Below are 14,928 nucleotides of genomic sequence, written 5' to 3'. Positions count from 1 at the left end.
GGGGGCGGAGCCCCCCACAAGATGCTCCCTGAGCCGGAGCGCCCTCTAGGGCGCGGAGGCGAAGACCTTCGCCTGTTCCACTCAACCTGAGCCGGAGCGCCTTGCTTCAGGGGACCAGGTGGAGGCGGGGGCGGTGGTCGTGGATGCCGAGGAGCTGGCGGACGCGGGGGAGGTGCCAGGCCAGCTGGGCGGCCAGTGCGGGCATGGTGAGGCCGGTCTCGGCGGAGGCCAGGTCGAACGCCTGGCGCAGCAGCACGGGGTGCTCCCCGGGGAAGCCGGTGATGGCCTCGTTGGCGAAGCCGGGCTGGTCGCGCAGGACGGCCAGGCGCTGGTAGGCGCGGCCGGTCGAGGAGTCCGACAGCAGGCCGACCTCGCGGCAGCGGTACAGCAGCGAGTCGACCGAGACCCCCCAGGTGTTCTTCAGCTCGGCCAGTTTGCGCAGGTCGAGGCGCCGGGGGAGCTCGGGGAGGATGCTGTCGCGGGGGGTGAGGAACTCGGCGGCGAAGGCGTCGGCCTCGCGTTCCTGCTGCAGGTCGCCTGCGGCCGTGTCGCCGTGCAGCACGAGGTGGCCGAGCTCGTGGGCGGCGGTGAAGCGGTAGCGGTGGATGTCGTCGAACCGGTTGGCGGTCAGCACGACGATGGGGCGCGGCAGGTGGGAGGTGGAGAAGGCGTCCACCGTGGTGGCGTCCTCGTCGGGCGGCGGCAGCACCACGACGATGCCGTGGGCCTCCATGTGGCGGACGAGGTGGGCGATCGGCCCAGTGCCGAGTGCCCAGTGGCCGCGCAGGGCCCGGGCGGCGGCGGCCGGGTCGCGGGGCGGCTCGGCGCCCGCGTGCACCTCGCCGCCGGAGAAGCCGGGCAGGTCGACGGGGGGGAGCTGGACGCGCTTCTCCAGCGCGTGGGTGAGCTCCCACACCTGCTCGACGAACGCGACCGCCTTGGCCCGCTGGTGTACGCGGGTGGAGCGCAGGCTGCGGAAGTGCGCCATGGAGCCGTCGAGCTTGCCGTGCGGCCGTCCCGACAGGAAGAACGCCGGCGGGACGTCGAGGGCGTCGGCGAGGCGGGGGATGAGGTCGGGCCGCGGGTGGGTTGTGCCGGTCTCGTACTGGCCGATCGCCGCGGGGGTCACGCCGACGCGCTCGGCGAGGTCCTTCTTGGTCATCGCGGCGAGCCGGCGCGCCTGGGTGAGCCGGGCCTGGTCGAAGGCGTCGGCCACGGCCTGCGGGCTCGGTTCGCCGCCGGGGGCGCCGAGCCGTCTGGCGGGGCGCCTGCCCCGGCCGCCTTCACGGTCGTTGATCGTCGTTCTCACGGTCGTCGGTTCGCCGGTTCGTCGTCGTGGTCGGGCGTTCGGTGTGGTCGCGGGTCGGTCCGCGTCGTCGTCGTGGTCGGGAGTTCGGTGTGGTCGTGGTCGGGTCCGCAGGGTGTTCGCGGTCGGGTCCGCGGCGGGTTCGTGGTCGGGCGTGCCATGTGGTGGTTGGGCGGGCCCGCGGTGTGGTCGCGGGTCGGGTCCGCGTGGTCAGGAGCGCCCTGTGGTGCCCGTGGATGGGGGCTCGACGCCGAGCTCGCCGTCCGCCGGGAACGGGCCGCCGTCGGCGCGGTCGGCCCCGGGCCGGCTGGTGAGGGGGAGGCCGGGCTCGGCGCCCTGGTCGAAGCGCGGCGCCGCGCCGGGCTCGGCGGCCGGGACGCCCTGGACGACCCACGGCAGCGCGGTGAGCAGCGGGATCTGCTCGCAGTGGACCCAGTGGACGCGGCCCATGTCGTCGATCAGCTCGGCCTCGCCCCAGTAGAGCTTCAGCAGGCTGGCCTGCGCGTTCGCCGCGTACGCGACCGGGATCAGCCGGGTGTCGGCGGGGAGCTGGGCGAGCAGGGGACGCGCGGCGGCCAGTTCGCGCAGCCCGGCCGCCTCGCCGTCGTCGTCCATGCCGAGGTCGAGGACCTCCTGCTCGAAGCGGGTCTTCGGGCCGAACCGGGTGAACAGCTCGCGCACCAGCGCGGACACCCGGCCGTCGCCGACCCGTGCCTCGCTGATCGGCGTGGTGTCGTCGTCGGCGTAGCGGAACGGCAGCAGCAGGTTGCCGTCGAGCACGACCAGGTGGTGCGGCGAGCCGTGCGGCCGGACGACCTGGAACCCCGGCTCGTGCCGGAAGGCGTCGACGAGCGCCTCGTAGCGGCGGGCCATCAGCGTGGACCCGTAGGCGTACCGTTTGTCGCTTCTGGAGGACTTCTGGGCGTCCTGGGCGTTGGAGGCCGCCTCGAGAAGGGACGCGGCCAGCCGTCCGCGCACCGAGGCGGCGCGCTCGCCGAACCGCTCGACGGCCCACGCCGACATCTCCGCCTGCATCGCTGACCTCCCGTGGGCCCGGCCGTGCGGCCGCCGGGGACGTGCCCTCGGCCTCCGGCGCCCTGACGCTTCAGTTTCTCGCACCCTACTCCCGCGAGCACTGCAGTTGATGTTGGGACGCGCGGAAAAGCCGCCCGGATCTCCGGCGAACCCGGACGAACGGCGCCGTCGCGGTCAGGCGGGGGTGGGACGCAGGGCGGCGGCGGGGGCGGGGAGAGGCAGGCCGCGCGAGCTCCACAGCTCGCGCATCCGGTCGGGGTAGTCGGTGACGATCGCCGCCACGCCGAGGTCGATCATGCGCCCGGCCTCCTCGGGGTCGTTGACCGTCCAGACGGCGACGGGCAGCCCGGCCGCCGCGGCCCGGGCCATCAGCCGCTCGTCGACCAGCACGCGGTCGGGGGACAGGGTGGTGGCGCCGATGGAGCGGGCCGCCGCCGCGATGTCCCCGCCGAAGTCGGCGACGTGGTCGAGCCCGAGCCACGCGGGCGTGAGCGTGGCCTTCTCGACCAGGGCGTAGCGTTCGGCGATCAGGCTCTCGGCCGCGCGCAGCACGCGCCAGTCGAAGCTGAGGATCGCCGCGCCGCCCAGCCGGCCGTGCCGGTCGAGCTCGGCGACGACCAGCTCGGTCAGCTCGGCCGGGTCGCCGGACAGGTCGGGCCGGGTGGGGTCGGACTTCAGCTCGACGTTCAGCCGCACGCCGTCGCCGCCGTAGGCGTCCACCAGGGCGAGGACGGCCCCGAGGGTGGGCATGCGGGTGCCCGGGACCGGGACCTGCGTGCGCGCGAACCGGTCGGAGGGGGACTTCGGGTGCCGCACCCCCACGTCCAGCGTGCGCAGCTGCTGCTGGGACAGCGAGCGGATCGGCTTGCCGACGTAGGGGAAGGCGGGGTCCCCGGGGATGGCCGGGCCGGTGTCCGTGCTGGTCACCGGCGACACGGTCAGATCATGGGTGAGGACGAGCCGGCGGTCGGCGCTCAGCGCGACGTCGAACTCGATGGCGTGGACGCCCACCCCCAGCGTGAAGGCCATGCCGGGGAGGGTGTTCTCCGGGCGCAGGCCCCGTGCCCCCCGGTGGCCGTGTATTTCAACCTGCACAATGGCGCACCCTATCGTCCACCCTCCCCGGCCTTCCTCAGGCGGGGCCGTGCGCGGCCCCGGCGAGCCTCAGACCAGGGGACGGATCGAGAGGGTCTGCGTGCGGCCCGGGCCGACGCCGATGGCGGAGATGGGCGCGCCGCTCAGCTCCTCCAGGGTCCTGACGTAGTTCTGCGCGTTCTTCGGCAGGTCCTCGAAGGTCTTGGCCTCGGTGATGTCCTCCTGCCAGCCGGGCAGCTCCTCGTAGACCGGCGTGGCGTGGTGGAAGTCGGTCTGGGTCATCGGGATCTCGTCGTGGCGCACGCCGTCCACCTCGTAGGCGACGCACACCGGGATGCGCTCGAGGCCGGACAGCACGTCCAGCTTGGTGAGGAAGAAGTCGGTGACGCCGTTGATGCGGGTGGCGTACCGGGCGATGATCGCGTCGAACCAGCCGCAGCGGCGGTCGCGGCCGGTGGTGACGCCGTACTCGCCGCCGGTCGTGCGCAGCCAGTCGCCCATGTCGTCGGTCAGCTCGGTCGGGAACGGGCCGGAGCCGACGCGCGTGGTGTAGGCCTTGAGGATGCCGATCACGCGGGTCAGCCGGGTCGGCGGGATGCCCGAGCCGATGCACGCGCCGCCGGAGGTCGGCGAGGAGGAGGTGACGAACGGGTAGGTGCCGTGGTCGATGTCGAGCAGGTTGCCCTGGCCGCCTTCGAGCAGGACGACCTTGTCCTCGTCGAGCGCCTTGTTGAGGATCAGCGAGGTGTCGGCGATGTGCGGCTTGAGCCGTTCGGCGTAGCCGAGGTACTCCTCCAGCACCCGCGCCGGCTCGATGCCCCTGCGGTTGTAGACCTTGGTCAGCACCTGGTTCTTCTCGTTCAGGGCGACCTCGATCTTCTTGCCGAGGATGCCCGGGTCGAGCAGGTCCTGCACGCGCACGCCCATCCGCGCGATCTTGTCGCCGTAGGCAGGGCCGATGCCGCGGCCGGTGGTGCCGATGCGGGCCTTGCCGAGGTAGCGCTCGGTGACCTTGTCCAGCGCCTTGTGGTGGGGCATGATCAGGTGCGCGCTGGCCGAGATGAGCAGCCGGTCGCAGGAGATGCCGCGTTCCTTCAGCCCGTCGATCTCCGCCAGCAGCACGCCGGGGTCGATCACGACGCCGTTGCCGATCACCGGGACGACCTCCGGAGACAGCACTCCGGTGGGCAGCAGGTGCAGCGCGTACTTCTGGTCGCCGATGACCACGGTGTGGCCGGCGTTGTTCCCGCCCTGGTAGCGGACGACGTAGTCCACCTCCCCGCCCAGCAGGTCGGTGGCCTTACCTTTGCCCTCATCGCCCCACTGGGCGCCCACGAGAACGACAGCCGGCATGGTTAACTCCCGCGCACAAAAACGAAACCCCTGGCGCAAGCGCGACAGGGGCTCTTGCGTTGAGAGACTACCCGAGCATGCCGATGCCGCCCAAGCGCGACTTACCCGTTATTCAACGCCTCCGCCGCCTCCGGACTGCTGTCGCGGAGGAACTGGGCGCACCGCTCGGCCTCGTCCTTCTCGCCGATCGCCTGGGCGGCGCGGGCGAGGGCGTGCAGGCAGCGCAGGAACCCCTGGTTGGGTTCGTGGTCCCAGGGGATGGGGCCGTGCCCCTTCCATCCCGCCCTACGCAGTTGGTCCAGGCCGCGGTGGTAGCCCGTGCGGGCGAAGGCGTAGGAGGTCACCGCGTGCCCGGCGGCGAAGGACTCGTCGGCCAGCGCCGCCCATGCCGCCGAGTAGGCGGGGAAGCGCGCGGCGATGTCACTGGCCTTGGCGCCGGCTTCCAGCGCCTGCCTGGCTTCCGGGGTGTCCGGAAGGTGGGTCGGCGGCGGCCCGGCGATGAGGTTCTCGTGCGTTTCCATGAGCACAGTCTTATACCTGCGCCGGGCCTGTGGGGTCATGCTCGGTCCGCCCGCACGTCGGGTCATTGGTGCGCCCGCACGTCAGGTCACGTGGTGCGCCCGCACATCGGGGGACCTCATCGGCGGGCCGCCGCCCTTCGCGGCCAGACCGTCAACCGCCTGCCGTCGCGGGGGCCGGCGTCGCCGGCGTCGGCGTCGGCCGGGGCGCCGTCCCTGGTGGCGGCCGCGAGCCGGTCGGCGAGACGGGCGTTCTCGGCGCGCAGCCGCGCGATCTCCCGGGTCAGCGCGGGGTCCTCGGCCTTGCCGCGCTTGGGCGGCTCGGCCTCGGCCGCCGGAAGGAAGCCCAGCGTCCTGCCGTCCACCCACCGCGTGCCGTACACCTCGTGCACCGCGGCGTCCAGCGGCTCGCCCTCGCCGCGCACCAGGGCGGCCCTGGCGAACGCGCCGGTGTGCTCCAGCCGGGCGGTGATCACCTCGTCCTCCTCGTCGAGGGCAACGCTGACCAGCCCGTCCCCGCGCTCGGCGGCCTGCGCCACGAGCCGCCGGAGCGTCTCGGGGCCGGGGACCCACCCGGCGGGGCAGAACATGCGGTACGGCACGGGAGCGGCCGTGGCCGGCACCTGCCCGGCGAACCGCACGCGCGGCTCGCCGCGGTACAGCCCGCGCACCATCACCAGGTCCAGGGCCGGGCTGTCCAGCGGGTTGCGGCGGTCCTCCCGCACCGAGTCCCACGGCCCGATCAGGGTGATCCGGATGTCGTTCAGCGTGCTCGCGAGGAAGCCGTCCACGGTGGCCCGCAGCTCGTCGTAGGTCGCGCCCTCGGTCTGGACGACGACGTCGACGTAGGGCACCAGCCACTGGCGGCGGGGGTGGGTGCGCAGCCATCGCATGACGGGGATGTGGTCGGGCACGAAGACCTGGTTGTACCGCCTGACCTGCTCCCCGTCGCGCATCATCATCGACTTGCCGAGGTGGCGGCTGCGGGCCTCGGGCGCCAGGACGAACGCGGCGCCGGCCTGGGCGAGCCGGTAGCCGAGCTCGGTGTCCTCGCCGAGGACCAGCCCGGTGTCCAGCGGACCGGCCTCGCGCAGCAGCCGGGCGTTGACCGAGGCCGCGTTGGTCACGTGGACGCGGTAGGCGGTGTCGCCCGCGGTGCGCAGCCCGTCGGTCCGCTCGGCCAGGTCCACGATCCAGGAGTGCGCCTCGCTCGCGGCCTCGTCGAAGAGCAGCTCGGCGGCCCCGGCCTCCACCGCCGCGCGCACCTCGGCGGGGGCCGGGCCGCCGGGCCGGTGGTCGACGTACCGCACGTACCCCATGACCACGAGGTAGTCGGCGAGGTGGTGCCAGCGCATGTGCGCCTCCACCTCGTCGTGGAAGGTGACCATGTCGGCGTCCAGCCAGTGGACGACGTCTCCGCCGGCGACGGCCAGCCCGGCGTTGCGGGCGTCGGAGCGCCCGCGGGCCCCCGGCCGCGTGGTGATCAGCCGGGTGTTCTCGGGCGTGATCTCGGGCAGGCGCAGCGCGGGCGTCGTCCCGTCGTCGACGACCACGACCTCCAGCAGGTGCCGGGGGTAGCTCTGCGCCGCGAGGGCGGCGAGGGTGAGGTCGAGCTTGTCCTGGTGGCCGTAGGCGGCGATCACCACGCTGACCGTCAGCCGGGGCGTCCAGGCGCCGGGCTCGGGCGGCGTGAGCACCCCGTAGTCGTTGTGCCGGATCCGCGGCTGGGCCGTTCGCTCGGGCCCGGTCGGCTGCTGCGTCACTGCTCCCACTCCATCAGTCGGCTCGGCCTGAATCCCCGCCACTGGTCCTTGGCCCTGGCCAGGAAGTAGCCGATCGGCTCCTGCCAGGTGTGCCTGCCGCGCGCCGCCCTGCGGGCGACGAACCCCAGGCCGTGCGTCCGGTAGATGGCCCCGCCGGCGCGCAGCAGGTCCTGGAAGAACTGGACGTCCACCGAGCGCGGCACCGGGCGGAAGCCGCCGAGCGCCTCGAAGGCCGAGCGGGCGATCACGAAGGTGCCGCCCGCCACGTGGTTGGACATCGTCTCGCTGGTCCAGTCGCGCCGGATGGTGACGTCGATCTGCTGCAGGTAGAAGAACTCCGAGGCGGCCCCCACCAGCTCGGCGCCCGAGTAGGACTGGGCGAGCATCATGTCGGCCAGATGGTCCGGCCCGTACCAGTCGTCGTCGTCCCACTTGCTGAGGAACGAGCCGCTCGCGTGGCCGGCGGCCCGGTTGAGCACGGCGCCGAAGGGGATGGAGGCGTCCGCCTCGACGACCGTGATCGGCCGGTCGAACGCCGCGACGGCCCGCGCGACCTCCGGGGTGGCGGCGGGCACGCCGTGCAGGGTGAGGATGACCTCCAGGTCCACGCCGCGCTGCCGCCTGATCTGGTCCAGGGCGAACGGCACCAGCCCGGCCCGCCGGGTGCACATGACGACCGAGATGGTCGCGGGGGCCGGCACGGCGATGCCCGCGCGGGCGGCGAGCTCGCGCCACCGCGCCATGGTCCCGTGCCGGGTGAGGGCTGTTCGGCGCAGCCGGACGCTGTGCTCTTCGCGGCGCAGGTCGTCCTCCAGGTCCCGCTCGGTCGCGGCGGTCAGCTCGGCGGCCAGGTCGGGTCCGAGGGCCAGTGCGGCCCACTCCGGAGGCGGGCCGGACAGCAGGGGGACGCCGGCGGCGGCGAGCCCGGCCACGGCGCGGGCCGCGGCGATCGGGCCGGTGTGGGCGGGCCGCCAGGCGACGCGGACGCCGCGCAGGCGGCGCAGCCGGCCGACGTCGGCGTCGGTCACGCCGCCGGAGGCGGGCAGGCGGGCGAGCGTCCGGTCCGCGACCCGGACCTCCCAGGCCCCGTCGTGCTGGAGGAGGTCGGCGACGCCGAGCGCGGGCCGCTTGAGGAAGCCCTGCGGGTTGACCGAGCGCTCGTCCACGGGCGGCACGGCCTCGGGGGCGAACCGCTCGCCGGACAGGACCTGGTACCCGCCGGGCGAGCCGAGGCGTTCCCAGGTGAGGGCGGGCGGGCGGTCGACGGCGGGCACCCGCTCGTCGATCCACTCCGGCGCGGGCGGGACGGCCCGGATGGCCAGGTCGGCGGTGGACACGCCCGATCGCTCGGGCGCCGGCCCCCGCTCGTCGGCGACGGTCACGTTCGGGTCGCCCGGCCGCCAGTCGGCGAGGCCCGGACCGGCCAGCCCGGCCATGGGCAGCGGGTACCCGCTCAGGTGGTGGCCGCCGAAGCTCCTGGCCACGGCGGCGGCGACCTCTCCGGCCGGTCGCGGCTCGGAGAAGCGCGCCTTCACCCGCCAGCCGGTGCTGCCGTACCGGGAGACGCCGACGTCCCGAAGGAAGCGGCGCCCGAGCCCGGGCGACAGCGGCACGCCCGGGGCGTCGCACCAGGGCGGCGACTCCACGACGATCACGCCGATCATGGGCGCCGCGGGCAGTTCCCCGCTCAGGGTCACCGCCCGGCGCAGGTCGGTGGGGGTGCGCGCGACGACCAGCACGGCGGAGGGCTCGGCGGTGGCCCAGGGCTCCGGTCCCATGCTGTCCACGTCCGCCGCCTCGAAGGCCACGCCCGGGAGCAGGCCGTCCAGGTCGGAGGTCTCCACCCCGGCGACGGCCACGGCGACCTTGCCGCCGCCCCGGGTCAGGTCGGCGGACATCCCGGACGGTGTGAGCTCGGTGGTCATGCCGGGCCTCCAGGGTGACCGGGACGGCGCGGGAGGCTTGTCAGGCGGCCCGCGTGCAGATCACGGCGGCCGCGACGGCGGGGGAGGTTCATGGGACGGTCCGCGTGAAGATCACGGCGGCCGCGACGGTGCGGGGGGTTCATCGGGGGGTCCGCCTGAGGATCATGGCGCCCTTCTCGGCCGGGTAGGCGGAGCCGGTCAGCTCCGGGTGCTCTCTGAGCCAGCGGTCGGCGACCTCGCGCTCGTCGGGGCGGACGGTGTCGTCCACCACGAACCAGGCGTCCGCCGCGCAGCGCGGCAGCAGCACCGGCAGCGCCGGGTAGCGCGCCAGCGGGGCCGTGGCCCCCGGAGGGCCGTCCACGAACACCAGGCCGACGCCGTGCAGGTCCTCCACGGCGCCGGTGTCGTACCAGGGCCAGCTCTCGCCGCCGGAGGCGCCGGCCTCCCGCGAGTCGGTCCGCGGGGCGGTCCAGGTGGTGAGCGGGGCGTGGCGCACCTCCACGACGTCCTGCAGGCCGTGGGCGGCGACCAGGTCCCTGGAGGCCTCGGCGAAGCGCCCGTCGTGCTCCAGGGCGACGACGCGTCCCGCGCCGAACCGCTGGACGGCGTATCCGAGCCAGACGCTGGAGGCCCCGCTGCCGCACTCCACGATGAGCTTGGTGTGGTCCGCCGCGACGCGCTCCACGAGCAGGCGCAGGACGTCGGGCGAGGCCGCCCAGCCGCGCAGCCGGGGGAGCGGCGCGCGCGGCTCCAGCAGCGCCCGCACGTCGATGAGCGCTTCGAGTTGCGCGTAGTCGTGGCGGGCCGACCGGGCCAGGTCCGCGTGCCCCTCCCGCACCGCTCCGGCGAGCGCCTCCAGCCGGTCGCCGAGATCGCGGACGGCGGTGCTGGTGAGCGCGGTGAGCTGTTGGTGGTCGTGCCGGAGCTTGCGCAGGTCCTCGAGGTCGCCGGCGCCCTGGCGCAGCGTGGTCTCGATGCGGGACGCCGTGCCGGCGAGCCGGTCGAGCCGTCCGGCCTGCGCGGTCAGCTCCATCCGATCCTCGCCGAGCGCCGCCAGCACGGTCCGGGACTGCTCCCTGGCGGCGTCCTCCAAGCGGCCGGCGAGCCCGTCGAGCGCGGTCGTCAGGCGCGTGACGCTCTGCTCTGTCCGGGCGAGGGCGGCCTCCTGGCGCTTGGTCCGCGCGTCGATGCGCAGCGCCTTGCCGTCGGTCCTGCGTGCGCCGAGGACGATCACGGCGGCCGCGGCCAGGGTCAGGACGGACAGGGCCAGTTCGACCGCGGTGATCGGGGGGACGGCCCCCGTAGCGGACAGCAGCACCAGCGTGATCACGACGGCGGCCGCGAGAGCGCCGCTGACGATCAGCAGGAGGCGTGGGGATAATGTCCGCATATGTTCCCTTTCTGGATGTTTCAGGCAGGGGATCCCAGAGTATGCAGTGTCAGGTAAAGGGCTCCCAGGAGACGCGGGAGCCGTACTCACCGCGCCAGCGAGCGAGCATGCTCGCCCACTGAAGGACATAGAGCGGTCCCGACCAGCGCGCCTGTCGCGCGCGTGCCTCGGGGTCGTGCAGGGTCGCGAGTAATCGCGGGCCGAGGAGCGTGCGCGCCTCCTCGCTCGCCGCGATGTCCTCGGCGAGCGCGGCGAGCGCGGCGGGGGTGGTCGCGCGCCGGGGTCCGGGCGCGGGCCGGTCGCCGGGGTCGTTGGTGGAGGGGAGCGCGGCCACATCCGGTGCCCCGTACCCGAGCATCGCCCGGTAATACGCGTGGTCCTCGCGCGCGGACATCGGGACGCCGAGGGCCGCGGTGACCACGTCCGGCCCGGCGAACGGCAGCCACACCTCCGCCTCCGGCCCGAGCAGCCGGGTCGGCGAGGAGTAGATCCCCCGGTAGCGGGTCAGCAGCCGGGCCAGCACCGGCATGGCGTGGTGCCCCTCCACCGGGCGCGTCACCCGGTGGAACGCCGTCAGGCTCAGGTCGGCCAGGGCGTCGCCCACCCCCGGCGCCCAGAGCTCCGGGTGCCGGGGGAAGTGCCCGGACAGGGACCGCCAGGTCGCGGCGCGCGCCCGCTGGCCCGCGCCGGCGCCCGCGGCGTCCGCGCCGTCCTCGCCGGGCGCGGGGCCGCCCCTTCTCAGCAGGGCGTCGCCGAGACAGCCGTCGATCAATGGCGCCCCCAGCCCGTGCACGGCCCGCGCGTACGGCATCGCCCAGCCGTGGTGCATGGTCTGGTACTCCGTGCGCCGCCACACCACCCGGTGCTCCTCCAGCCACGCCTCCGGACCCGGGACCACCACGTGGTGCGGCAGGCCGAGCGCCGCGGCCACGGCGCGGGCGTGGGAGATGTCAAGGTCCAGGCCGTCGTCGGTGCTGGTCGTCCACGCCTCGAGCCGCGCACCGGGCCGGCGGGCGGCGAGCGAGGCCAGCAGCCGCGAGTCCCAGCCGCCGCTCAGCCCGATCGCCACCGGGCCCGCGCGGTGCGGGATGCGCGCCGCGATCAGGTCCACCATGTCCTCGGGCGCCGGCGGCTTGCCGGGGCCGGCCGACAGCCACGCCGGCTCGAAGCTCTCGGCGCGCGGCCCGCCCGCTCCCAGGCCGGCCCGCCAGGCGGTCGCCGGGGCCAGGCGCCTGATCTCGCGGAACGGCGTCTCCTCCGCGAGCGGCGTCGACATCACCAGCAGGTTCGCCCAGGCCGACCAGTCCATGTGGAGCGGGGCGTCGTCCAGCCGGACGAGCGGGTCGAGGCGGGCGGAGAAGTAGAGGGCGTCCCCGAGGGGACGGACGAGCAGCTCGTTGAGGCCGAGGGCATCGGTGTGCAGGACGGCGTCCCGCCGGTCGACGACCAGCCCGGCGGCCATGCGGCGCTCGGCGGCGTCCATCCAGGAGTGCGGCTGCGGCAGCCCGCCGGCCTGGGACCACCACAGGAATCCCGAACGGGACCCGGACGACCAGTTCTCGGGCTCGCCGGTCGACCACAGGACGGCGAGCGGGGAACGGTGCACTTCGTCGAGCCCTCGCGGTGAGGCCGACAGCAGCCGGTCCACCACGCGTGCATCCCACTTTCCGATGGCACCGCACACATATGGGTGCGCTCGGGAGGAGACGAACATTTAGCTCATGCTAACCACTTAATCGTTACATCAGCTGCGTAGTCATCTCTTTTTACGCTTTCTCTCAGGAAATTCCCATGGAACGGGCAGGTCGTGTGACCTGCCCGTTCCATGCGTGTCAGGGCGGTCTTCTACTGGAAGATCGCCACTGGGTCAGGACAGGCGCGTGCCGGCGGAGAGCAGGTGCTCGCACGCCTCCCTCACGCGCGCCGCCATGCCGCCCTCGGCCGACTTGCCCCAGGAGCGGGGGTCGTAGTCCTTCTTGCTGCCCACGTCGCCGTCGACCTTCAGGACGCCGTCGTACTTGCGGAACATGTGGTCGGCGACCGGGCGGGTGAAGGCGTACTGGGTGTCGGTGTCGATGTTCATCTTCACCACGCCGTAGGAGATCGCCTCGCGGATCTCCTCGAGCGAGGAGCCGGAGCCGCCGTGGAAGACCAGGTGGAACGGCTTCTCGACGCCGTACTTGGCGCCGACGGCGTCCTGGATGTCCTTCAGCACGCTCGGGCGCAGCTTGACGTGGCCCGGCTTGTAGACGCCGTGCACGTTGCCGAACGTGGCGGCCAGCATGTAGCGGCCGCGGTCGCCCAGGCCGAGCGCCTCGGCGGTGGCCAGGGCGTCCTCGGGCGTGCTGTAGAGCTTCTCGTTCATCTCACCGACGACGCCGTCCTCCTCGCCGCCGACGACGCCGATCTCGGCCTCCAGGACGATGTTCGCCGCGCTGGCCTTCTCGAGCAGTTCACGGGCGATCTGGAGGTTCTCGTCCAGCGGGCAGGCCGAGCCGTCCCACATGTGCGACTGGAACAGCGGGTCCTTGCCCTGGGCGATGCGCTCGAGCGAGATCTCGATCAGCGGCCGGACGAAGTTGTCGAGCTTCTCCTTCTGGCAGTGGTCGGTGTGCAGGGCCACGGTCACCGGGTACTTGGCGGCCACCACGCGGGCGTACTCGGCCAGCGCGACCGACCCGGTCACCATGTCCTTCACCGTCGAGCCCGAAAGGTACTCGGCGCCGCCGGTCGACACCTGGATGATGCCGTCGCTCTCGGCCTCGGCGAAACCGCGCAGCGCGGCGTTCAACGTCTGCGAGGAGGTCACGTTGATCGCCGGATATGCGAAACCATTGGCCTTGGCCCGGTCGAGCATCTCGGCGTAGACCTCTGGGGTCGCGATAGGCATCGGAAGTCATCTCCCTAGGAGGAACGAACAGGCTGGTGGAGGGCTCAACGCACCCTTGGGCAAGTATTCCGAAGCGGCGGCGTTCCAGGAAGGAGGAGCCCGGCTCCTGTTTGGGCCCGGCGTTCCCTTCCGTTCACCTGCCGGTCGGGTGTACCGGCACGGTGCGGGCCGCCCCGACATCGTGGTCTTCGCCCTCAGGTACTACCCTCTCGCACCCCGGAGCCGCCTGCCAGCGGTACCCTCGTCGGTGATGGACCTCACAAATCTTCTCGACGCCCAGTGGTGGATCGTCACCTTCGGGCTCATTGGCATCCTGGCGATCATCTTCGCCGAGACGGGCCTGCTCATCGGGTTCTTCCTGCCCGGTGACTCGCTGCTCGTGGTCGCCGGCATGGGGGCGTCCGCGGCGGTCGCCTCCTCGGTCGGCCTCGCCGCGCCGTTCCCGCTGCCGGTCCTGCTGGTCTGCGCGCCGCTGTGCGCGGTCGCGGGGGCGCAGCTCGGCCACTACATCGGCGCCAAGACCGGCCCGCGGCTGTTCTCCCGGCCCGACTCACGCCTGTTCAAGCGCGAGTACGTCGAGAAGGCCGAGCACTACTTCCAGAAGTTCGGCCCGTCGAAGGCCGTGGTGCTGGCCAGGTTCATCCCGATCGTCCGCACGTTCCTCAACCCGGTGGCCGGCATGCTCGGCATGCCCGCTCCCCGGTTCTTCCTGTGGAACGTCGTGGGCGGCGTCCTGTGGACCGAGTCGATGCTGCTCATCGGCTACTTCGCGGGCAACGCCATCCCGAACGTCGACCGCTACATCCTGCCCGGCGCCGCGGTGATCATCCTCCTGTCGGTGATCCCGATCATCCGCGAGATCATCAAGAGCCGCAAAGAGCCCAAGACGGTGACCGACCCGATCGCCGGCCCGGTCACCGAGCCCCGCGGACGCCACCACCGCGACGCTGCTCCGCCGTTCTAGAAGCACTTGGGCACCGGGCCGGTGACCAAGGACGTCCGGCCGCGGTGCCGCCGGCCCCGCCGCGCGCGGTCACCGGCGGCCATGCCGGTGCGTGAGGAACTCCTGGTTAGCGGCCATCGGGGGCCGCACAAGCGCTAACCTCCGATATGTGGGACGCCACAGGTCCGACCCTTTGGGCTTCGCCCGCCTGCTGCTCGTGGGCCTGGCGATCCTGGTGCTGCTCGGGCTCATCCTGCTGGGCGTCCTGTCCCTCGTCGGCTCGCTGAGCTCCGACGCCGAACCGGCGCCGACGGGCGCCGCCGCCACGACCGCGCCCCCCGCCGCCGACCTGCTTCCGTCCACGGCGACGTCCCCGTCCGCGTTCACTTCCGGGTCCACATCCGGGTCCACTTCCGCGTCCCCCGCCGTGACCGCCGCGCGGACCGCCTCGGGCGCCGAGGTGCCCACCGTGTTCGTCGAGTGCCGCGCCGACAGCTGCCCGCTGTTCGTCCGGGTCACCGGGGGCGACGTGGTCGAAGACCGCGACCTGTCCAGCGGCCAGCGGGCGGCGTACTTCCAGCCGGCCCTGGACGTGGTGCTCGGCGACGCCTCCACCGTGTACGTCGAGGTCAACGGCGAGCCGCGCTCCCCAGGCAAGCCCGGGGAGCGCCAGACCCTCACCGTCAAGCGCCGCCCGGCGCCCTGACCTG

Annotated in this window: 12 protein-coding genes; 2 read left to right on the top strand and 10 right to left on the bottom strand. The window is 73.5% G+C overall.

Annotation, left to right across the window (positions count from 1 at the left end; genetic code table 11):
* Positions 1 to 106: 106 nt before the first annotated feature.
* From ACWEN6_RS36215 to fbaA, 10 genes are all read right to left on the bottom strand, one after another.
* On the bottom strand, positions 107 to 1,309 hold the full coding sequence (locus ACWEN6_RS36215) for a helix-turn-helix domain-containing protein (protein ID WP_452576516.1): 1,203 nt from the start codon (positions 1,307 to 1,309) through the stop codon (positions 107 to 109).
* A gap of 207 nt (positions 1,310 to 1,516) precedes the next feature.
* Positions 1,517 to 2,341: a hypothetical protein gene (locus ACWEN6_RS36210; protein ID WP_452576515.1), complete on the bottom strand. Its 825-nt coding sequence runs from the start codon at positions 2,339 to 2,341 to the stop codon at positions 1,517 to 1,519.
* A gap of 174 nt (positions 2,342 to 2,515) precedes the next feature.
* Positions 2,516 to 3,436, bottom strand: a complete 921-nt coding sequence (locus ACWEN6_RS36205) for a glycerophosphodiester phosphodiesterase family protein (RefSeq protein ID WP_452576514.1) — start codon at positions 3,434 to 3,436, stop codon at positions 2,516 to 2,518.
* A 69-nt stretch (positions 3,437 to 3,505) separates the two neighbouring features.
* On the bottom strand, positions 3,506 to 4,789 hold the full coding sequence (locus ACWEN6_RS36200) for an adenylosuccinate synthase (RefSeq protein ID WP_354842511.1): 1,284 nt from the start codon (positions 4,787 to 4,789) through the stop codon (positions 3,506 to 3,508).
* A gap of 101 nt (positions 4,790 to 4,890) precedes the next feature.
* The gene (locus tag ACWEN6_RS36195) at positions 4,891 to 5,310 is read right to left on the bottom strand and encodes a DUF3151 domain-containing protein (RefSeq protein ID WP_354842508.1); all 420 of its coding nucleotides are present in this window, start codon (positions 5,308 to 5,310) and stop codon (positions 4,891 to 4,893) included.
* A gap of 116 nt (positions 5,311 to 5,426) precedes the next feature.
* Positions 5,427 to 7,070 carry a glycosyltransferase gene (locus tag ACWEN6_RS36190; protein WP_452576513.1) on the bottom strand — a complete coding sequence of 548 codons (1,644 nt, stop codon included), beginning with the start codon at positions 7,068 to 7,070 and terminating at the stop codon, positions 5,427 to 5,429.
* A complete protein-coding gene (locus ACWEN6_RS36185) occupies positions 7,067 to 8,995 on the bottom strand; it encodes a glycosyltransferase family 2 protein (protein WP_452576512.1) in 1,929 nt (642 codons plus the stop codon). Before ACWEN6_RS36185 ends, ACWEN6_RS36190 begins: the two co-directional genes overlap by 4 nt.
* Positions 8,996 to 9,134: 139 nt before the next feature.
* Positions 9,135 to 10,385 carry a class I SAM-dependent methyltransferase gene (locus ACWEN6_RS36180; protein ID WP_452576511.1) on the bottom strand — a complete coding sequence of 417 codons (1,251 nt, stop codon included), beginning with the start codon at positions 10,383 to 10,385 and terminating at the stop codon, positions 9,135 to 9,137.
* Positions 10,386 to 10,434: 49 nt separating this feature from the next.
* On the bottom strand, positions 10,435 to 12,036 hold the full coding sequence (locus ACWEN6_RS36175) for an asparagine synthase-related protein (RefSeq protein ID WP_452576510.1): 1,602 nt from the start codon (positions 12,034 to 12,036) through the stop codon (positions 10,435 to 10,437).
* A 216-nt stretch (positions 12,037 to 12,252) separates the two neighbouring features.
* Positions 12,253 to 13,275, bottom strand: coding sequence for a class II fructose-bisphosphate aldolase (fbaA, locus tag ACWEN6_RS36170; protein WP_452576509.1), 1,023 nt, complete (start codon positions 13,273 to 13,275; stop codon positions 12,253 to 12,255).
* Between the two features lie 250 nt (positions 13,276 to 13,525).
* On the opposite strand from fbaA, the gene ACWEN6_RS36165 reads away from it, so the two are divergent.
* Both ACWEN6_RS36165 and ACWEN6_RS36160 read left to right on the top strand, forming a co-directional pair.
* On the top strand, positions 13,526 to 14,239 hold the full coding sequence (locus tag ACWEN6_RS36165; protein ID WP_452576508.1) for a DedA family protein: 714 nt from the start codon (positions 13,526 to 13,528) through the stop codon (positions 14,237 to 14,239).
* A 148-nt stretch (positions 14,240 to 14,387) separates the two neighbouring features.
* Positions 14,388 to 14,924, top strand: coding sequence for a hypothetical protein (locus ACWEN6_RS36160; protein WP_452576507.1), 537 nt, complete (start codon positions 14,388 to 14,390; stop codon positions 14,922 to 14,924).
* Positions 14,925 to 14,928: the final 4 nt, after the last annotated feature.

The organism is Sphaerisporangium sp. NPDC004334, from assembly GCF_053602655.1.
This window is presented reverse-complemented; position numbering and strand designations above follow the sequence as displayed.

Coding starts and splice junctions, on each gene's coding strand:
- ACWEN6_RS36210 (WP_452576515.1), bottom strand. CDS start 2,341: ATGCAGGCGGAGATGTCGGCGTGGGCCGTCGAGCGGTTCGGCGAGCGC.
- ACWEN6_RS36200 (WP_354842511.1), bottom strand. CDS start 4,789: ATGCCGGCTGTCGTTCTCGTGGGCGCCCAGTGGGGCGATGAGGGCAAA.
- ACWEN6_RS36195 (WP_354842508.1), bottom strand. CDS start 5,310: ATGGAAACGCACGAGAACCTCATCGCCGGGCCGCCGCCGACCCACCTT.
- ACWEN6_RS36185 (WP_452576512.1), bottom strand. CDS start 8,995: ATGACCACCGAGCTCACACCGTCCGGGATGTCCGCCGACCTGACCCGG.
- ACWEN6_RS36180 (WP_452576511.1), bottom strand. CDS start 10,385: ATGCGGACATTATCCCCACGCCTCCTGCTGATCGTCAGCGGCGCTCTC.
- fbaA (WP_452576509.1), bottom strand. CDS start 13,275: ATGCCTATCGCGACCCCAGAGGTCTACGCCGAGATGCTCGACCGGGCC.
- ACWEN6_RS36165 (WP_452576508.1), top strand. CDS start 13,526: ATGGACCTCACAAATCTTCTCGACGCCCAGTGGTGGATCGTCACCTTC.